This window comes from Legionella quinlivanii (assembly GCF_003265995.1).
Classification (GTDB): Bacteria; Pseudomonadota; Gammaproteobacteria; order Legionellales; family Legionellaceae; genus Legionella_C; species Legionella_C quinlivanii_A.
Genome location: NZ_MVJN01000001.1, coordinates 376,944 through 395,894, shown reverse-complemented (window position 1 = coordinate 395,894; position 18,951 = coordinate 376,944). Strand labels below are relative to the sequence as shown.

The following is an 18,951-nucleotide window of genomic DNA, read 5'->3' as shown; positions in this document are numbered from 1 at the left end:
AATGCATCTACATATACTTGGTATTAGCGGTACATTTATGAGTGCTTTGGCACTACTGGCCAGGGAAGCGGGATTTACCGTTACTGGCAGCGACGCCAATTGTTATCCGCCCATCAGTGATTTGCTCGAAGCCAAAGGAATTGACTGGGTTGAGGGTTATGATGATGCATCAATGGCATTGAAGGCAGATTGTATTATCATAGGAAATGCAATTAAACGCGGGATGCCTGTACTAGAAGCGATTCTCGATGCAGATAAACCTTACACCTCTGGCCCTCAGTGGCTTGCAGAGCATATTCTCAGCCGATATCGGGTACTTGCAGTTGCAGGAACTCATGGAAAAACAACAACCACATCAATGCTTGCTCATATCCTGGATCAGGCCGGTCTGGAGCCAGGATTTCTGATTGGTGGGGTCGCTCCCAATTTTAATACCAGCAATCGTCTGGGCAAGGGTAAATGGTTTGTTATTGAAGCTGATGAATATGACAGTGCCTATTTTGATAAACGCCCGAAACTCATGCATTATCGTCCCGAAATCGCCTTGTTAAATAATCTTGAATTTGATCATGCGGATATTTATGCCAATCTGGAGGCTATTCAGCAACAGTTTCATTATTATTTGAAAACAATCCCTGCCAAAGGAGTTGTTCTCAAGCCTCGCGATGATGCAGCGCTGAATGCTGTTGTAGAAAGGGGGGTATTTTCACGACTGGAAGAATTAGCTTTGAATGGCGATGCACAATGGCGTGCCGAGTTACTCGAGGAAACCGGGCGTGCTTTTCGTGTCTGGCATCATGGCAAGGTCGTGGCAGAGGTGAATTGGCCGTTGATAGGCCGCTTCAATGTCGAAAATGGTCTGGCAGCCATTGCGGCCAGTTCTCATACTGGTGTTAATCCAGAGGTTGCAGCCAGGGCACTCGAATCATTTCGTCCAGTCAAGCGTCGGCTTGAAGTAAAATCCGATCAGAATGGCATAACCGTTTATGATGATTTTGCCCACCATCCGACCGCAATCAGTAAAACCATTCAGGCTTTGAAGAACAGTCAGCGCCATAAGCGCATCACGGTTGTGCTCGAATTTGCTTCTTACACCATGAAAATGGGCGTACATGGCGATAAAATTCGAGATGCTTTACAAGAGGCTGACAAGGTTATTATTTTAAAGCCGCAGCATTTTAATCTGGACGGTTTGGTTAAAAACTGGAATTTTAGCTATAAAATTCTTCCTACCAGCACTGAAATTGTCAACGAAGTAGCGATTAACAGTCAGTCTGGCGATGCCATTCTGGTGATGAGTAATCGCGGGTTTGACAATATTCATCAGCAATTGACCGCAGCTATTGCCCAACGTGGTTGACGTGTCTGTTCGATATGCCAAAAACTCTCAATCCTCTCCCTCAGGGGGTAGTCAGAGATACTCCATTAAGTTGGAAATTTGTCATTCCCGCGAAGGCGGGAATCCATTCCTCAATTGGCATTATAGCTAGCTCAGAGATGGATCCCCGCCTTCGCGGGGAGGACAATTTAATATATTTGAGCTTAGCTTAAGGCAGTAGCTACCTGGCTTGCTTTTTGCACCTATAAAAACCTAGTTAATCGACTATTTATATTGCAAAATCTTTAACAGATTGTTATAAAAAAAAAGGTTCCCAAGGAAACTATGGATTGGGATTAGCAACGTCGCTGATTTTTAGCTGCGAGTGGATGCTTGTGGAGGGATGCCATGTCAGATTTTAAAGTTCTGCAAAAAAAAGCAATAAAACTCCCTGCGGATTTAACTCAAAGCAATAACACTGGGTTGTTCGGTACATTTTTCGGCTCCTGTTTACCTTTAAATCGAATCAATATTCAACATCTGAATGATGCAGAACTTCTGAAGCTGGTCGCAGAAAGTCTGAATTTTTATAAAGCCGCCAGTGAAAAGCTGAAATTCGATATATTAGTGGGCATGTATATATTTATATGGGAGCGTCACGACAATCCGGTAGAGTGGATTTGGGATAAATCTTTATTTAACGCAATGCGAAATCACCTGGGAGTGGATGACATCCACCACCTCGAAAAAGAGTATTATGAGCGCGCACTGCTGTCCCTGCGGCATTATTTTACCTGGCTAAATGATAATCAAAACACAGTGGAATTAAACCCTACCTGGCTAGCTTTCCCACTGGATACCCAAAGTTTAATTCATGCATTGCTATGCGCGGAGCCCGAGGAAGAAAAGATTAGCTGGAATTGCGGCATTTTTAATTATTGTTAAAAGGAGCTCTCATGGGATATCGTAAGCCACCCTTATCGCATCTGTTAGAGAAAACAGCTTCGCTAAAGAAGGATTTTGTTCAAAAAGCCAGAGGCTATACTCCGCCAACTTATCAATATTTGTTTGAGCAATTAGATAAATTAAAAAAAGATTATGCGGAAGCTGCGGCTAAAAGCTATAAAACTAATGAGGAATATGTAACGCTTCTCATCCAAACGATGGCCTTACTACCCAGACCTGAGGAAATTGAAGAGAGAGCAAAGGCGCAAAATGTTGATCGTGATGAATATGAAGCGGAGTGCAGAGATATTCTGATGGGGGCAATATTTGATCGATTCTTTCGAATGAATACAGGATATAATGCATGGTATTTCTGGGATCGCGAAAATAGTGTTTTATATACAAAATTACGAAAAATTCTGGATATAGAGAAGAACACAATCACAGATGCCAAGTCTTTGTCTGAGTATTTTAAGAAACATCCTTATGCTTTAAAAGAATATTTGAAAGCCTATCATCGATTTTTAAATCAGGCCTACAAAACGGAAGGAACTGAATTTACCTGGCAAGCTTTGCCGCATGTCCGCGATCAGAAGGCACAATATTTTTTCAAATTAGAGGGATTTATATCTAACGCAAAAGAAAAAATAAATAAAGATAAAACCTATCATGACATAAAAAAACAGATTCCTTATGTTCATTTTGTGTTATCCATGAAAAATTCTTTAGTCAGTTGCGAAACCAGAATTTCGGAAATGTTTAAGCAGTTGGAAATTCAGGCAGCTTCTGCTGGTCCGTTTAACGATGGAGATGCAATGCTAGCCTGGGCAAAAACCCTGGTACCGAGAGAATTAATGAGTGTGTTTGAATATTGTGCTGAACGCTTTGAATTTGAAAAAGATGCTGACAACGTTGCAGATTTAGTGAAGCATATGCGTATCCGATTAAACGGTATGTTGAGTCACTCTTTATTGGCAGTTTATATTATGTGTTCGGAGCAAATGAAGAAAAAAGATCTCAAAGAATCCATTCTTTATAAACTCTGCCATCATGCTATACATTCAGGACTCGGATTAATTGACCCTGAATCGGTTCATGATGCACTGGAGATTTTTGCGACTTTCAGGAGTAAATTGGGTGAGGTCTATGCTCCAGTATTAAAAAATACACCTTGGGAAAAGCTTGGAATAAAAGTGCTCAATGATGAATTTAATAATTTGACCGAGGAATACCAGCTACTGCTGCAAGGAAAAAATGCAGAGGAAAAACGCAGCAGTATGGTGCCTAGTTAGGGTTCAAGCTCCTGTATCAACAAAAGTTCTTCCCGCTGAGCGGGAAGAACTTAAAATCAATTAGCAATATGAAATTGCAAGCTGTCGTCTTCCCAACTTGCCTTAATGGTATCACCTGATTTGAATTCTCCGGTTAATAAGGCCTGAGCTAGCGGGTTTTCAAGCTTTTGTTGAATGATCCGTTTTAAGGGTCTGGCTCCATAGACGGGATCAAAGCCTGCTGCCGCCAGATGTGCAAGGGCATCCGGAGTTACTGAAAGCTGAATATCCTGCTGCTGCAGGCGCTGCTGTAAGTAACTGATTTGAATAGCGGCGATAGTAGCTATCTGCTCTTTGTTCAGTGGATGGAACACCACTGTATCATCAATGCGGTTTATGAATTCAGGGCGGAAATGCTGGGTGACAATTTCCATGACAGCGGCTTTTAACTGTTCATAGCTCAGTTTTTTAGCCATATCCTGAATGAGATGAGAACCCAGATTGGAGGTCATGACGATTACTGCGTTGCGAAAATCAACAGTTCGTCCCTGTCCGTCGGTCAAACGTCCATCGTCCATGACCTGCAACAGGATATTGAAGACGTCCGAATGGGCCTTTTCGATTTCGTCCAGCAGGATGACCGAGTAGGGACGTCGTCGGATAGCTTCAGTCAGATAACCGCCTTCTTCATAGCCTACGTAACCTGGAGGCGCGCCGATAAGACGAGCGACTGAATGCTTTTCCATAAATTCGGACATGTCGATACGCACCATTGCATCGCTGGTATCAAAAAGAAAGCTTGCCAGTGCCTTGCATAACTCCGTCTTACCAACTCCGGTAGGTCCAAGAAATAAGAAGGAACCAATCGGACGGTTAGGATCTGACAGACCGGCGCGCGAACGTCGGATGGCATTAGCTACGGCGTCAACGGCTTCATTCTGTCCAATCAGACGTTTGTGCAGGGCGTCTTCCATATGTAAAAGCTTTTCTCTCTCACCTTCGAGCATTTTTGCGACAGGAATACCGGTCCATTTGGAGACGACATCCGCAATCTCCTCTTCAGTGACTTTGTTGCGTACCAGTCGATTTTCTGTTTTTTCGGCTTCATTAACTTTAGTTAATTGTTTTTCCAATTCAGGAATTCGTCCATACTGAAGCTCGGACATTCGGGTCAGATCGCCTGCGCGTCTTGCTGTTTCCAGTTCGACTTTGGCCTGTTCCAAAGATTCCTTGATTTGGGTCGCACCCTGCAGGGAGGCTTTTTCTGACTTCCATACCTCCTCCAGATCAGCATAATTTCTTTCCAGCTCATCAATATTAGTTTGTAAATCCTGTAAACGCTTTTTGGAGGCCTCGTCATGTTCTTTTTTCAAGGCTTCCCGCTCAATTTTCAATTGAATCAAGCGACGCTCCAGCTTATCCAGACTTTCCGGCTTGGAATCAATTTCCATACGGATTTGGCTGGCCGCTTCATCGATTAAGTCAATAGCTTTATCGGGCAGCTGCCGGTCTGTAATATAGCGATAGGAGAGAGTGGCGGCGGCAACAATTGCCGGATCGGTAATTTCAACGCCGTGATGAACTTCATAACGTTCTTTTAAGCCCCGAAGTATTGCGATCGTGTCTTCTACGGACGGCTCGTCAACCAGCACTTTCTGAAAACGGCGCTCAAGAGCCGCGTCTTTTTCAATGTATTGACGGTATTCGTCTAAAGTGGTGGCGCCAATGCAATGAAGCTCACCGCGCGCAAGGGCGGGTTTTAACATATTGCCGGCATCCATGGCGCCCTCTGCTTTACCCGCTCCTACCATTGTATGCAATTCATCGATGAAGAGAATGATCTGGCCCTCCTGCTTGGAGAGATCATTTAAAACGGCCTTTAAACGTTCTTCAAATTCACCGCGGTATTTGGCGCCGGCAATTAAAGCGCCCATATCAAGAGATAAGAGGCGTTTACTCTTTAAACCTTCTGGAACCTCACCATTGATGATACGCTGAGCAAGTCCTTCAACAATGGCTGTTTTACCGACGCCAGGTTCGCCAATGAGGACAGGATTATTCTTGGTTCGTCGCTGGAGTACCTGAATAGTTCGTCGAATTTCATCATCCCGGCCGATTACGGGATCAAGCTTTCCCTGCTCCGCTCTTGCGGTTAAATCGATGGTGTATTTTTCCAAAGCCTGCCGCTGCTCTTCAGCATTAGGATCATTGACTGCGGCTCCGCCCCGCAATTCATTGATAGCCTTTTCAATGGACTGAGTGGTGGCGCCTGCCTGTTTCAGAATTTTACTTAAATGACTGTCTTCACTGATAACAGCCAGTATGAACAGTTCGCTGGAGATATAGCTGTCTTTTTTTTGTTGGGAAAGTTTGTCTGTCAGATTAAGAAGCCGATTTAAGGCATTGGATATATGAATTTCGCCGCCAGTGCCGCTGACTTTAGGGAGCTTTTCGAGCGCCTGATCAAGCAGGGTTTTAAACTCGGTAAGATTGACTGCCGCCTTTGCCAGCAAAGCGCGGCAACTGCCTCCTTGCTGATCGAGCAAGGCTTTCATAACATGTTCCGGCTCGATAAAGCCATTATCTTTTCCTAACGCTAAAGATTGTGCGTCAGCAAGGGCCATTTGGAACTTGGATGTTAACTTGTCCATGCGCATAAGAGGAACCTCTTTTTTGTTATTTAATTTACCCGCTATCTGCCGTAAAATGTGGGTTCATTTTTTAAAATCAAGTAGCCGCAACAATGAATAATCCTTCAGTAGAGAATTCTTCGGATTCTCAAGTCCTGCTAAATCAAATTGTAATTGAATTTATGAAAGAACAAAAACGTAAACGACGCTGGCGCTGGGTCTGGCGTATTCTGTTTTTGCTATTAATTGTATGGATTGTTTATGAGGCCGCCTGGGATACTGAAGAAAAGGGAGCGGGCAGCAAACCTCATGTCGGTTTAATTGATGTCAATGGCAGCATTTTTGATACACAGAGCAATAATGCCGAAAATTTTGCCAAAGGTTTGGATGCCGCTTATAAAAATAAAGGTTTAAAGGCATTGATTTTGCGAATCAACAGTCCTGGCGGCAGCCCGGTACAAGCCAGTTATATGTATAACTCATTAAAATACTATCGCAGCAAATATCCGGACGTAAAAGTGTATGCAGTGTGCGTGGATATTTGCGCATCGGCTGCGTACTATGTCGCGGTTGGCGCTGATGAAATTTATGCCGATGAATCCAGTCTGGTGGGATCCATTGGGGTTTTATATAACGGCTTTGGTTTCGTGGATGCCATGCAGAAGCTTGGGATTACCAGGCGCTTGCAAACCGCAGGCACCAACAAGGGAATACTGGATCCCTTTTCCCCAATTACTCCAGAGCAAACTCAGCTGATGCAAACCATGCTGGATGATATTCATCAGCAATTCATCGCCAAAGTCAAAGAAGGGCGGGGCACGCGTCTGCTCATTGATGATCAGACATTTTCCGGTTTATTCTGGACAGGGACTCAGGCTAAACAACGCGGTTTAATTGATGGTATTGCCAGCAGCGGTCAATTAGCGAGAGATACTATCAAGATTGATACGGTATCCGATTACACCTATAAGCAAAGTGTATTTGAAAAAGTAAGCAAAAATATTGGAACCGCTATGGCTGATCAATTGCCCCTGGCTCTTGGTTTGAATACCGGGCTTCGATAAAGCTCGTCAGTAATCGTCTTTGCGAGCCTTGGCGAAGCAATCCAGTTCAAAACTCCATTCGGGCACTGCTCTGGATTGCTTCACTTCGTTCGCAAAGACGGAAGGAAAAAATGAGATCTAAAAAGAGCGGCTGATTAGTGACTTCAGATTCAGCAGAAAATTTCTTTTCATACTGCCGATTGCTGTCAGTATGGCGAATTTTGCTGCTTCTCTTAAAAAGGCAAAAATCCCTGAGGCCCGAATCATTTTCCATCCTATAAATACCAGTGGAAGCGCTCCAAGGGCAACCATGCGTTTATCACCCATGTTGTAGTCAAGATTTCGCTTATAATAGCGAACTTTACTCAACTCGAGCTTTAACCGCATGTCTGCCTGCATCAGCTCTTGGTAGATTTGTTGTCTCTGCTTCATCATGGATATCTTCCGGATGGTGAGAAAAATATTCTCGGGTTTTTTCAAAACTCATCTTTCTTATATTTGAAAGGGCAAGCCTGTAAATGGTATACATTATCCCCAGGTTTAGAACGACCACTAACAGTAAGGCTAGTGCGATACTGCCAAGGAGATAAAATAAACCATAGGCCACCAGCGACATTACCAGCAGCCATAAAGTCATGCTGATAATCAAAAACATGACTGTATGGATAATGAGAGGCAAAACCCCCATCGCTGCCAGTCTTGTTTCCAGCTGGAATACTTTCGCGAGTAACTTATAGCTTTCCAGTTTACTGGAAACAAGGCCTGTTATCGATTCAAATAGGTTACTCATTTTATAGATAAAACTTTGGCCAATACGAACCCGATGCCTCCAGCGATTAGTAATGCACTCAGCGGATTGGTTTTTACCTTTTCAGTTAACTCATCAGAATATTGTTTCACTGTTTCCTGTGCTTCAGTAACTTTTTGGGCAATATTCTCCTGATAGAGTTCATTCGCGAATTTTTTACCTTCTTCGAGAAGCTGACTAGCTGCTTCACCTACATGGGATTCTGATTTGAATCCAGATTTATTGCTCATTTGCGGTCCATTTGATCGTGGTTGATTTAGATTTGAATTTTCCATTTCATCGTTCCTTAATTGGTTGTCGATTATTCTTTAAAAAAAATATCGTTACTAATTAAGTATAGTCTATGAATAAGATTTGTTATTTATAAATGCTGTTTTAGTTTATTAAGAGCGAAGCTTGTCTCTAAGGACGTCACCGATGGTGAGTCCTCGAGACGGATAAGGATAATCGTTACTGTTTGTTGCTCACCAAAGTGGGTGCATCAGATGCCGCTGCTCCTTCAATTCGGGATGCTTTAGGCAAAGCGAATTTACCAAAGCTTGCCAAAAGACTGGCTGTACCGACTTTTACAGGAGCCTCGAAAGCCGCTTTTTCAACCGGACTAAACTGAGGCGCTTTATTTGAAATTAAGTCTGGTGTGTTGATTTTGTTTGTAAACCCGGAAACCTTCAGATGATATGCACCCTGGCTCTGATCAAAAACCATCCTGACCGTACCATTTAACTCACAGACCGGTACAATATTGCCTTTTGTTTTTCCGCTGACCTCAGCTGAGGCTCGGGGAATGACCTTTTCAATATCATCGTTACTGACGTGAACCAGCGATGAACCGTCACTGCCAATGGTGAAAAACTTCTGCGGATCTTCGACATCATCCAGATCGGCGGTAGAGCAGGTGAATACTTTCAGATTAATTTTTGCAGAAATTTCTTGAGTTTCAGGATTCTTAACCCAATCGATGTGGCCTTTCACCATACCGCGCTCAAGAATAAAATCCGGGTTATGCGCTAGCTGCATGCTATGGGTGAATTCCTGCAGAAGAATCGCTTCAAGAAACTGGCCGCCAAAATGATACATCTTATTAGCCTTTGAGTTGGCGGTATCAATCTGGTCTCCTGTGAAGTTTTCGATGGCCTGCCGAATCCAGGGATCATTATTATCATTACTGTCTTTGGCTGTGATCGCTTTTCCATTAAGAGTCACTCCCTTGCGCTGAATATCTTTAATGATGGTAGCACTATCGGGAAGCTGCGCCTGCTGGGTCGTCAATTCCAAATCAAAAAATGATTGAGTGCTTTGTAATTGCTCGGCGCTGTATTTCACTTTAGTGACAGGAATCAGACCTTCGGCATGATTGCGGGATAACTGATAACTGTTCAGTAAGGATTCATGCAGCTTTATCAGCAGACTGCTGATCTCGATATCTCCTTCCGGGATAATAATAGAAACTTTTTTTGCTGATGGAGCGGCTATAGATTGGGCTTTGTCCAGTATTCGATACTGTTTGCTGTCCAGGTAATCTTTAAAATGAATTGCCGCAGTAGCTCCTTCGGGTTTAATAAGCAGATTCTCCACAGTAGATATCGCACAAGCCAGGTCACTGATACTCATCGTATCGTTTAAAGACAGGGCTTCGTCCAACTGCTTAAGAAATGCTGCTTTATTATTGGTACTGAAATATCCATGCTTTTCTTGACGAACTAATTGTCTTAATTGTTCCAGGATGTTGCTTTGTACGGTAACTGCCGTTTGCTTGGTTTTCATATAATTTTAAAACTTAATGTACACCCTGCGTATAATATGGTATAAACATTAAGGCCGTATTAAGTACAAAAGAGAATCAAAGTGACCGGTTTTTTTAATAGAAGTGGGGCGGTGGCCCCAGAAAATAAAGAGGCAAACCAAAGTTGGTATTACGTTCCTGTACTCGAGCAGTTTAGAAATCAGACCGCTGGGAACAAGCGAATGTGGCTCTGCGCCAGCCAGAGTAATGTGGTGCGTCAATTTTATACATCCACAGACTCTTTAAAAAAAGCACTATCTTCACGTCTGGGTGCTCATCAAACCCTATCCTGCTACAAAGTGTGGCTTAGTGCTGAACAGAAAGAAAATCTTGCTCAATTAAACAATAACCCCGAGATCTTCACTGCTGCAATTTCATTGCAAAGCACTCAAATCAGATCATTGATTAAATTACGTGAGCAGGAAATCGAGGAAGTGAATCCCAATTTTGGCGAAGCTGTTTCTGCTTCTGCCTCCTGTGCTGCCTGAGGTAGGTGCATAGGCGTCAATTTAAAAAGAAAATCCCCTCTCCCAAGTTGGGAGAGGGCTAGGATCACTGCCATCAAGTGAAGCTCAGTTGTATATTAAACTGTCTTCCCCGCGAAGGCGGGGAACCATCTCTGAGCTAGCTATAATGCCAATTGAGGAATGGATTCCCGCTTTCGCGGGAATGACATAGTCCTTAACTTAATGGCAGTGAGGGCTAGGGTGAGGGTTGATTTTAATCCCTCTCTCTAACTCTCTCCCTGAGGGAGAGAGGATTTCGTAGGGCACCCCCCGGATTTAAGCGGAGCAAAAATGGCTAAAAAACAATATAGCATTAAAGAACTGCAACAATTTAATACCATGAAATCCTGTGCTGAAGTACCAGCAGGAATTCCGGAAGAGATACGGGTTGCCCCGGAAATGCACATTACTCGTATTTTCAGAGAGCGTAATACACAATGCGGCAATCAGTTCTTTGGTCACTGTTTACCCAGGAAGCCGGAGGAACCGGATACAGCAGCGAGCGCTATTCTGGTAATGTAGGCTTATTGTAGCTGCTTCCAGGATTGACGGCCGAAAATCTGTGGTCCCGGGTTTTCACCTACTTTTTGAATGCCGCCGCTGGTTCCTGGCATGTATTTGTATTCTTTACTGCCGGCATTCAATATAGAAGGGCCGGCAATCAGACCCACTTCCGACTTAATACCGCTAGGTGTTACAGTGCCTCCGCCATCACTGGAGGTGACTGAATCGGCGGTGGTAAACGCGCCGTCTCCATTCAAATCAAATACATTATAATTCAGACGGCTTCCCGTCAGCGCATTTAACTCCATAAGCCAGCTTTCACCGCCGAAATCGCAGGGATCAGAAGTGGGGATAACGGTTGCAAAAATGATTTTGCCGTTTAAGTAGGTGAGATTGGAAATAACGCGCTCCCCTCTAGCCTGACCATTGATAACCAGATCGAGAAACCAGCCGCGATCATTATTCGCTAACAGATTCGTACTCGTTACCCGAGTGTTTCCCTGCTCCGATAAAATAGTCTGTTGACGAAGCTGGTCGCGTCGTATTTGAGATGTATTGTCATCTCTTAAGGCATAGACAGATTGCACGCTCAAATCAGTTTTATCACTGGGTTCAAGGTATTTGCCTGTTCCGATGTAAACCTGTAAGGCTGAAGCACTGAAAGTCACTCGCGAAATCTCGGGTCTGGTAGTGATTGGCTGACGTTTTCCAGTGCTGTCGGTGGCTATAAAAAGAGGCAGTGGCTGATTTCCCTGATTATACCAGAAGCGCCACTGGGACGGATTAGCCGATGAAATATCAATCTTCCATAAGTTACCGAACAGATCACCCGCATAGATAATATTAGCGATCGAATTACCATCGGTATCGACCACCGCAGGTGAAGCCATCCCGTTTGGACGCCCAAGGCTTAGCGGATCCTCACTCATGCCAACCCCGGTATCCAGCTTTTTAATCAGCTCGCCAGTATCAATATCAACGATATAAATAACCGCGTTACCAGTGGTGCTGGCGAAACCGTCACTGGCTGTATTGTTATAGCCATTGCCAAAAACAGCTGCCCAGCGGCCATTCGCCAATCGTACAATGGACGCCTGTCCATAAGTAAAGCCCAGGTCCACATCATCGCTGTCGGTAAACTCCCATTTCACAATGTTGGCGGCATTATTTTCATTAAACTGGGTCGGAGTAGTAACATCCAGTGCGAAAACGCCCTGGCCGCCGCCTCCCAGCGTACCGACCAGTGCTGTTCGCCACTGGGAATTAATAAACACATCAACCACGGTAGGTGAGCCATCGACATAGAATTGATGGGTGTAATTAGGATCAGTTAACAAATTGAGCTTGGGAAACACTTCAGCAGGCACATAGGCGAATAGTTCATTTCCTGCCTTTGCATCAAAGGCGTGCAGCATACCATCATTAGCACCGACATAAATAACGCTCTGCCGATTGATATTATTTTGACGAAATGTGCTGTATGGAGCCGTATTTTCCGGGGCATTATCCGGCCAGACGGCTGGGTAGTTCTGATTAGGCGCTCCAACAACAACGGCTTCCGAATTAATGATATCGCCAAGCAGGGTTTTTCGATTACGGAATGTTCCCCCATTTTTCTGTTCGAGCGACTGATCACCCCTTAAATAATTAAGACGGCTGCCTCCCAGATTGTCACTTAGCGCATTCTGAGGATTGGTGTTAAGGGCGCTAATCTGTGCTGAATCGAGATCAGATATACCAGGAAAGGAAGGGGCGCCTGGCCATCTGAATTTAATTCCTTTTTTGGTTGAGGGTTTAAACGTCAGTATTTTTCGACCGGTGTTAAAGTTTTGCAGGCTGAGAAGTTGACCCGCATCCCAGACAGAGCCTCGTGGACCACTACCGGTGGCAAGAATATTGCCGCTTGTTTCATCAATAGGGAAAGCCAGTAATTGGCCGCTCCAGTCTTTGGTTTGAAAGATGGCCTGATAAATAAAGGTATCGGATGAGAGAAAACCGCTGCTTAGGGCGGCTGAAGAGAATGAGCCTGCCCGATCTACTATCTGAGAGAAGGCTTTGGCCAGTTGCGCCCGCAGGCTATTGGCATTAGTGACCAGGAAGTAATTATCAGGATCCCCGCTGTTTGAGGTATCAAATTCCCCCTGAATGTCAGGAACATTATTCGCATTGGAATCATTAAATCCTCCCCATTTTGCAGCATACCAAAGCGGCGAATTGAAAATAATGGCCGAAGGGGTATTGCTGGGAGTAAAGGTCCTTGTCGTGGATATTGGTAATGCCGCTTTATCTTGCCAGGCTTGTCCAGGCAATTTTCCAGGAGGAGTGTCCAGAAAATAATCGACATCATTGATCGCAGCGGTATCGCTGTCTCTCACCTCGAGATAGACCCCATCGGCGGTGGTACCTGAAATGACATATCCGAGGTGTTGATTAATGCCACCCGCAGCATAAATCGTTTCAGTGCTAATCGTTAAGGTATTATTCGCGTTGACTGTAATAGTATATTTAACCACCGCATCCATATCGAAATCAGCCCCTTGCTGCAAATCGGCAAAATTGACCCGGAAAACCCCGCCGGTGTTTGAGAGTGACTCAATATAAAAATCAACGATTTCATTGGTTGGTTGATATTGCCCTTGCTCCGCATTGATATTTAAGCCTGCAACTGATTTTGCGAAGGGGACAATGGTGACAATATTATTTCCCACCTTGAATTTTATTTCAGGTTGCGGTGAAGAGAGGGCGACAATGTATGACTTCACATTTTGCGTGCCTCTTGCACTATTTAAGTCATTTATCCAGCCATAATACGCAGCACTTGCTGCATAATAGCTGCCTTCCGAATTGGCTTCCTGTGGGGCGAGCCCTCGTATATTACCGAAGCTGGTCACGGTCTTTGGTGTGGGGGCGCCATTGGCTACTGCGCCGGATTGACCGATGAAAGCCGAGACACTGGTAAATCCCTCTCGATTAAAAATAGTTTGAGCCAGCGAGGATGCATTCAGTGCAGGATTTAAATCACTGCTTGCCGTATTAAAAGAGTTTCCCGGCACCTGATCGCTGTCATAAGAAGGATAGAGATCGCTAATTACTAATAGATTGGCTTGAGAGCAATATGGATAGATGCTATAAGGATTTTGCCAACCCGGCTTTGGCAGGCCAAGCGTCGCATCGGTTCCACTGGAATAGTCGAAACTGGGGGTAGGGGAACCTTTGCCGCCGAGATAGCGTAACGCTTCATACATAATCTCGCCGATGGGATTCCCCCACATCTCACATTCCCCATTGACAATATTTCTGGTGCTGATGAATCCACAGGAATAATTGTAATTGCTATCAAAGCCGGTGACTGTTAACTTGTTAATCGTCGAAATAATGCCATTCACCGTCGTAAACTGACCTGTATTTAAATTGATTTCATCGGTGATACTTGAAATATTTTTTCTCAATACACCGCCCGCCAGATTGTTCTTGTAAGAGCCGGTCATCAGGCCAAAGAGCATCGAATTATTTTCACCAAACTCCTGGAGAAGCCCGATAGGTTTATACTGACCATTGGGATAAGCCCGGCAGTTGCTTTCAAGTCCAACGCTGGAGTCACACACTTTGACTCTTACCGTATAGTCAGTGATTCCGAGAATAAGGGGACCACTACTTCCATTAAGCGCTCGGCTGCCGGCGACCGGCACCTCAATGCTGACCCACTCCCATATGCGATAGGGTTGATTGGTTGCCACGCGCAATAAGGGGGCACTGGTTCCATTTCTGAGTGTGGTATTGACAAATAAATGACGTGTACCCAATAAGGGCGGGAGGAGGGGAGTATAGTCGCTTATATTATACCCATCGACAGCGAAACTGGTATACTCTTTACCCCAGCTATGCCCGTCTTGTGGAATATAGGTTCGTTCAAGAATGGTTTGATTGAGCGCATCATTGGAGCGATATCCGCCATAAAGTACTTTTCTTATAGCGTCCAGTCTGGCAGTAGTTACATAGTTTAGAAAATTTCCACTCCAGGCGCCAATACATTTTTTCGTGCTGGTTGCTGAAACAGGATAAAAAAATTGCTGCAGGCCACTGTAGCCATAACATTTATAACTATCATAATACCCATAGTAGTCAATGGCTGGATTGAACCGTAAATCAATAATATCATCGCCATTAATATCTGATGCATCATTGTAAGCTTCAAAGTAGAGCTTATGGTCTCGCTCAAGAATCAGCATCGTCAAGGGAGCTACTGAAGAAGAAATAAACAAAGGTGTTTGCGATAAGTTCAGGGTTGCGGCCTGACTGGTCAGGATTCCAAAGCACAAAAGCCAAACTATCAGCAGGAGTCGTTTCATTAAAACCTCCTTCCCACTGTGGTCTGCAATACGGTAATTGCCTCATCCGTAAAACCATAACCTCTTCCGGTAACCTGATAGTAATAAACCCCTTTGCTGCGAGATGACGAGGTTCCAACCACAGGAGAATCAGGCACAAATTGTAGAAACTCAATAATAAATCGCGGTTTAGAGCTTGCTTGTTTCAGGGTGGAGCTATACTCAGCAGAGTTGCTTTTCCACCAGCTGTCTGACTGACTGACAAAATCAAGATTTTGATAGGACTCCTGCACACAGGGAAAGCTCGGGCAGAGTGTATAAAGGGTGGGCTGCCTGCTTTGCCGAAGTAACCAGTTTTCTCCGGCAACTAAAGCAGTTTCTGCAGATGCAAATGACATTTCCTTATTTTGCATATTGGCAGACATTCTTTCCTGCATTTGCGTTACCTGAACGGCACTGATGGCTAATAGTGTAATTACAAGCAGTAAAAGCAAGCTGACTGCCAGTGTGGCTCCTCTCTGGTTTATACGAAAATCACTTTTCATAAGGGGAGTCCTCGATTACGCAAGGTAACAAAAATAGTCCATTCCCGTCGGAGCTTTCGATCACCTGGAGTAAGGCTGCCGCCGTTGTAAGAATAGGACATTGCCTTGTCGGCCACATTTTCAACCGTGGCCAGGAGCAGATTAATTTGGACTGAAATGACATTATTCCAATTATCGCCGCTTTGAACCTGAGCTGCTGTCTGATAGGTATCGACCGTGTTATCGCCATTGGTGTCGACGCCATAGCTAATACGCATCTGCTCAATTCCTTCTGCTATCTCGTCCTCATTCCCATTCCTGTCTTGCCGGACCAAAGCCAAAACAGCCTGATTTTGAGCATTTACCCGGCCGGTATCTTTTATGTAGTAGGAATAATAATCAAATATGGCTATCTGGGCAGTACGCAGATAGGCCACACTTAAATCATTGGAAGTGTTTTGATTTGAAGAATGGGTAATGGCGGTAGCATTGCTGTTGGATCCGGCAATGAATATATCCCCTACAGAGCAATCAGTAATCATCAAAGGGGTTCCTGCTTCAATTCCCATGCGATCATAGACCAGAATAGGATTGTTTGGTCTATTCATGTCATCACGAAGCTGTACTCCAAGACTGGATGCCTTGCGTATTTCGATAACATCGCTCCCCGTGACGGATTTTCCCTGCAGGTTTGCGGGGAGGCCAGGGCTGAATGTGGATCCAACGCCATCATAACCGCGCAAGGGTTTGTCATAATCTAGCATGGTTGATAAATTTTTTATTAAATTGGTCACCTTGACTTGTCGTTGGTTTGCGCAGCCTTGATAGCCCGCCATCCGTAGATCATAACTCAGCATATAATCAGCATAACGTCCATTTTCCTGCAGTCTGGCAAGCGCGTCCTGAATGACAAAGGTGGTTTTATTACTGAGATAGACTATAGAAATACTGGCTACCAAAAGAGTCCCCAGACTTATGGCAATCATAAATTCAATAATGGAAAATCCTTGCGCACTTTTTTGTAAACTGCTCATAACTCAACATCCATGGTAAGACAAGCCAAATCCACCCGATAGTTGCCGCTGCAATTCATCCCAGTGGCACCGGTACGGTCATTGTCCCAGCGAATAATAATTGTAAATACATTGCCATTACGAGTGACACTGCCCTGCCCATTGGGTAGTAGCTGACTGTTTGTCTGATTCCATTGATAGAGATCGCGCTGGGCGATTTGCGACATACTGCAAGTGCTGCAGTTAGGATTTGTGGAAAGACCAGACATATTATTGTAAGAGCCCGCTTGCACCCCTGCAGGATTAGCCATCATGCGGTCAAACATATTACTCATCTGGGAAATGGCAATCGAACGCAGATAAGCGGAATGATTATAGCGAACCGCGTTGGTCTGCAATGAGGCAATACCTAATAAGCCAATGGCCAGGATTACTGTGCTGATGAGGACCTCAAGCAAACTGAATCCTTCCTGTTTGCTTAGCATGTGCATAGGAGTTCGGAGTAATGAATGTTAATTTCGGCTTGCAAGAAACATGCCAGATGTACCTGGGATTTTAAAATTACCGTAGGTTGGGCCCTTGGCCCAACAAATCCATAACTAATGGCTATGGGGGCGGACCCCATTGTTATAAAGTTTAGCTGCCTCTTGTAACCGGCATAAGGGTTTGTAGTAAGGCCTTGAAAATCTTCGGATTTCCTCCGGAAATATCACCTTTTTTGAGGTAATCTTCCCCGCCCTGGAGATCACCGACCAGACCACCTGCCTCTTTAATCAGTAAGGCAGCGGCTGCCATATCCCAGGGTCTTAGCCCCATTTCCCAAAAACCATCCAGACGACCACAAGCCACATAGGCAAGGTCCAGTGCGGCAGAACCGGTTCTGCGAATGCCGGCACATTTTCCAATCAAGGCTTCAAAAGTAGGCATATATCTTTGAGCAAGCTTGGGATCACGGAAAGGAAATCCGGTTCCCAGCAGGGAAGAGTCAAGCTGGGTTTGTTTGGATACTCGAATACGCCGATCATTCAGCTGCGCGCCACAACCACGGCTGGCTGTAAAAAATTCATGGCGAATTGGATCATAAACGACCGCATGTTCAATCCGGTTTTTGATTTTGCAGGCGATAGAAACGGAAAAGAAGGGAAAACCATGCAGATAATTGGTTGTGCCATCAAGAGGATCGATCATCCAGGTAACTTCTGAATCGATATTATGAGTGCCGCTTTCTTCAGCAAGAAATCCATGATCAGGATAGGCTTTATGAATAGTATGCATAATTGCCTGTTCGGCTTTAATATCCACTTCACTGAAATAATCGTGAGTACTTTTAGCGCTGACCTTTATTCGGTCAAGTTGCTCTATATGGCGAACAATAATATCACCCGCCTGCTTGGCGGCGGTCACTGCAATATTTAATAGTGGCTGCATAATTTAGCTCATGAAAAAACAAAGGGCGATTCTAGCACATTTTTTTTGTACAGAGAGAAGACATTGCTGGTATAGTTGCTTTTTTTTATTTAAATTGGTTAAGATGAATTTTTCTGCGATACGAATAGTGCTTGTTGGGACTACTCATCCTGGCAATATCGGCTCTGCGGCAAGAGCGATGAAAACGATGGGATTAACCCGTCTTTATCTGGTCAATCCAAAGTCTTTCCCTGATCTAAGGGCCTGTGAAATGGCAGCGGGTGCTGATGATTTATTGGAAAGCGCAGTAGTAACTCAGGATCTGGAGCAGGCTTTGCAGGGCTGCCAGCTTGTTTTGGCGACCAGCGCAAGGCCGAGAGGAATTGCTTTACCGGGACTTAACCCGCCTGAAGCGGCCGCCTTGATTGCTGGCAAGTCCGATGACACCGAAGTGGCTATTTTATTTGGCCGCGAACATGCGGGACTAACCAATGATGAGCTGCTACGCAGTCAGTTCCATATTAATATTCCCAGTAATCCTGAATACAGTTCTTTAAATCTTGCCCAGGCAGTGCAAATTATTGCCTATGAGGTACGAATGAAATTGCTGTCTTCGCCTAAAGTTGAAGTGGCACTGCGCGAAGATCGTGTGGCAACAGCAGAAGAAGTAGAACAGTTTTATGGGCATTTAACGGATGTGATGGTGGCAATCGATTTCTTGAGACCTGATAATCCTGGGCGCTTGCAGCAACGCATTCGCCGGCTTTTTAATCGCGTAGGTCTGGAACATATGGAGGTGAACATTCTGCGCGGTATTCTGAGTCATATGCAGAATGCTTTGAAATGGGCGAAAATTAATAAAGGGAGTTAA

Annotated in this window: 17 protein-coding genes; 7 read left to right on the top strand and 10 right to left on the bottom strand. The window is 44.6% G+C overall.

Annotated elements, in window-relative coordinates:
• The first annotated feature begins 1 nt into the window (after position 1).
• From mpl to B1207_RS01630, 3 genes are all read left to right on the top strand, one after another.
• Positions 2 to 1,360, top strand: coding sequence for a UDP-N-acetylmuramate:L-alanyl-gamma-D-glutamyl-meso-diaminopimelate ligase (mpl, locus tag B1207_RS01640; RefSeq protein WP_112218246.1), 1,359 nt, complete (start codon positions 2 to 4; stop codon positions 1,358 to 1,360).
• Positions 1,361 to 1,726: 366 nt separating this feature from the next.
• Positions 1,727 to 2,263: a hypothetical protein gene (locus B1207_RS01635; protein ID WP_112218245.1), complete on the top strand. Its 537-nt coding sequence runs from the start codon at positions 1,727 to 1,729 to the stop codon at positions 2,261 to 2,263.
• Between the two features lie 119 nt (positions 2,264 to 2,382).
• On the top strand, positions 2,383 to 3,555 hold the full coding sequence (locus B1207_RS01630) for a hypothetical protein (protein ID WP_146739995.1): 1,173 nt from the start codon (positions 2,383 to 2,385) through the stop codon (positions 3,553 to 3,555).
• A 56-nt stretch (positions 3,556 to 3,611) separates the two neighbouring features.
• Here B1207_RS01630 and clpB read toward each other — a convergent pair whose 3' ends face one another.
• Positions 3,612 to 6,191 carry an ATP-dependent chaperone ClpB gene (clpB, locus tag B1207_RS01625; RefSeq protein ID WP_112218243.1) on the bottom strand — a complete coding sequence of 860 codons (2,580 nt, stop codon included), beginning with the start codon at positions 6,189 to 6,191 and terminating at the stop codon, positions 3,612 to 3,614.
• An 86-nt stretch (positions 6,192 to 6,277) separates the two neighbouring features.
• Between clpB and B1207_RS01620 the strand changes: the two genes are divergently transcribed.
• Positions 6,278 to 7,228 carry a S49 family peptidase gene (locus tag B1207_RS01620; RefSeq protein WP_112218242.1) on the top strand — a complete coding sequence of 317 codons (951 nt, stop codon included), beginning with the start codon at positions 6,278 to 6,280 and terminating at the stop codon, positions 7,226 to 7,228.
• A 117-nt stretch (positions 7,229 to 7,345) separates the two neighbouring features.
• Here the strand turns inward: B1207_RS01620 and B1207_RS01615 are convergent, their stop codons facing one another.
• From B1207_RS01615 to B1207_RS01600, 4 genes are all read right to left on the bottom strand, one after another.
• A complete protein-coding gene (locus B1207_RS01615) occupies positions 7,346 to 7,594 on the bottom strand; it encodes a hypothetical protein (RefSeq protein ID WP_112218241.1) in 249 nt (82 codons plus the stop codon).
• Positions 7,569 to 7,997: a hypothetical protein gene (locus B1207_RS01610; RefSeq protein ID WP_112218240.1), complete on the bottom strand. Its 429-nt coding sequence runs from the start codon at positions 7,995 to 7,997 to the stop codon at positions 7,569 to 7,571. Before B1207_RS01610 ends, B1207_RS01615 begins: the two co-directional genes overlap by 26 nt.
• Positions 7,994 to 8,290: a hypothetical protein gene (locus B1207_RS01605; protein ID WP_253255757.1), complete on the bottom strand. Its 297-nt coding sequence runs from the start codon at positions 8,288 to 8,290 to the stop codon at positions 7,994 to 7,996. Before B1207_RS01605 ends, B1207_RS01610 begins: the two co-directional genes overlap by 4 nt.
• Before the next feature lie 175 nt (positions 8,291 to 8,465).
• Positions 8,466 to 9,779, bottom strand: coding sequence for a hypothetical protein (locus B1207_RS01600; RefSeq protein WP_112218239.1), 1,314 nt, complete (start codon positions 9,777 to 9,779; stop codon positions 8,466 to 8,468).
• Between the two features lie 81 nt (positions 9,780 to 9,860).
• Between B1207_RS01600 and B1207_RS01595 the strand changes: the two genes are divergently transcribed.
• Both B1207_RS01595 and B1207_RS01590 read left to right on the top strand, forming a co-directional pair.
• Positions 9,861 to 10,286 carry a hypothetical protein gene (locus B1207_RS01595; protein WP_112218238.1) on the top strand — a complete coding sequence of 142 codons (426 nt, stop codon included), beginning with the start codon at positions 9,861 to 9,863 and terminating at the stop codon, positions 10,284 to 10,286.
• A gap of 309 nt (positions 10,287 to 10,595) precedes the next feature.
• Positions 10,596 to 10,826: a hypothetical protein gene (locus B1207_RS01590; RefSeq protein ID WP_112218237.1), complete on the top strand. Its 231-nt coding sequence runs from the start codon at positions 10,596 to 10,598 to the stop codon at positions 10,824 to 10,826.
• Positions 10,827 to 10,828: 2 nt separating this feature from the next.
• On the opposite strand, the gene B1207_RS01585 is transcribed toward B1207_RS01590, so the two are convergent.
• The 5 genes from B1207_RS01585 to B1207_RS01565 form a co-directional block, all read right to left on the bottom strand.
• Positions 10,829 to 15,157 (bottom strand): pilus assembly protein, encoded by a 4,329-nt coding sequence (locus B1207_RS01585; protein WP_112218236.1) that lies wholly within the window; start codon positions 15,155 to 15,157, stop codon positions 10,829 to 10,831.
• Positions 15,157 to 15,681, bottom strand: a complete 525-nt coding sequence (locus B1207_RS01580; RefSeq protein ID WP_112218235.1) for a pilus assembly PilX family protein — start codon at positions 15,679 to 15,681, stop codon at positions 15,157 to 15,159. Before B1207_RS01580 ends, B1207_RS01585 begins: the two co-directional genes overlap by 1 nt.
• A complete protein-coding gene (locus B1207_RS01575; RefSeq protein WP_112218234.1) occupies positions 15,678 to 16,694 on the bottom strand; it encodes a PilW family protein in 1,017 nt (338 codons plus the stop codon). The genes B1207_RS01580 and B1207_RS01575 overlap by 4 nt, the downstream gene beginning before the upstream one ends.
• On the bottom strand, positions 16,691 to 17,158 hold the full coding sequence (pilV, locus tag B1207_RS01570; RefSeq protein ID WP_172458058.1) for a type IV pilus modification protein PilV: 468 nt from the start codon (positions 17,156 to 17,158) through the stop codon (positions 16,691 to 16,693). Before pilV ends, B1207_RS01575 begins: the two co-directional genes overlap by 4 nt.
• A gap of 151 nt (positions 17,159 to 17,309) precedes the next feature.
• Positions 17,310 to 18,101, bottom strand: a complete 792-nt coding sequence (locus B1207_RS01565; RefSeq protein ID WP_112218232.1) for an inositol monophosphatase family protein — start codon at positions 18,099 to 18,101, stop codon at positions 17,310 to 17,312.
• A 103-nt stretch (positions 18,102 to 18,204) separates the two neighbouring features.
• Between B1207_RS01565 and B1207_RS01560 the strand changes: the two genes are divergently transcribed.
• Positions 18,205 to 18,951, top strand: a complete 747-nt coding sequence (locus B1207_RS01560) for an RNA methyltransferase (RefSeq protein WP_112218231.1) — start codon at positions 18,205 to 18,207, stop codon at positions 18,949 to 18,951.

Coding starts and splice junctions, on each gene's coding strand:
- mpl (WP_112218246.1), top strand. CDS start 2: ATGCATCTACATATACTTGGTATTAGCGGTACATTTATGAGTGCTTTG.
- B1207_RS01635 (WP_112218245.1), top strand. CDS start 1,727: ATGTCAGATTTTAAAGTTCTGCAAAAAAAAGCAATAAAACTCCCTGCG.
- clpB (WP_112218243.1), bottom strand. CDS start 6,191: ATGCGCATGGACAAGTTAACATCCAAGTTCCAAATGGCCCTTGCTGAC.
- B1207_RS01620 (WP_112218242.1), top strand. CDS start 6,278: ATGAATAATCCTTCAGTAGAGAATTCTTCGGATTCTCAAGTCCTGCTA.
- B1207_RS01615 (WP_112218241.1), bottom strand. CDS start 7,594: ATGCGGTTAAAGCTCGAGTTGAGTAAAGTTCGCTATTATAAGCGAAAT.
- B1207_RS01610 (WP_112218240.1), bottom strand. CDS start 7,997: ATGAGTAACCTATTTGAATCGATAACAGGCCTTGTTTCCAGTAAACTG.
- B1207_RS01605 (WP_253255757.1), bottom strand. CDS start 8,290: ATGGAAAATTCAAATCTAAATCAACCACGATCAAATGGACCGCAAATG.
- B1207_RS01600 (WP_112218239.1), bottom strand. CDS start 9,779: ATGAAAACCAAGCAAACGGCAGTTACCGTACAAAGCAACATCCTGGAA.
- B1207_RS01590 (WP_112218237.1), top strand. CDS start 10,596: ATGGCTAAAAAACAATATAGCATTAAAGAACTGCAACAATTTAATACC.
- B1207_RS01585 (WP_112218236.1), bottom strand. CDS start 15,157: ATGAAACGACTCCTGCTGATAGTTTGGCTTTTGTGCTTTGGAATCCTG.
- B1207_RS01580 (WP_112218235.1), bottom strand. CDS start 15,681: ATGAAAAGTGATTTTCGTATAAACCAGAGAGGAGCCACACTGGCAGTC.
- B1207_RS01575 (WP_112218234.1), bottom strand. CDS start 16,694: ATGAGCAGTTTACAAAAAAGTGCGCAAGGATTTTCCATTATTGAATTT.
- pilV (WP_172458058.1), bottom strand. CDS start 17,158: ATGCTAAGCAAACAGGAAGGATTCAGTTTGCTTGAGGTCCTCATCAGC.
- B1207_RS01565 (WP_112218232.1), bottom strand. CDS start 18,101: ATGCAGCCACTATTAAATATTGCAGTGACCGCCGCCAAGCAGGCGGGT.
- B1207_RS01560 (WP_112218231.1), top strand. CDS start 18,205: ATGAATTTTTCTGCGATACGAATAGTGCTTGTTGGGACTACTCATCCT.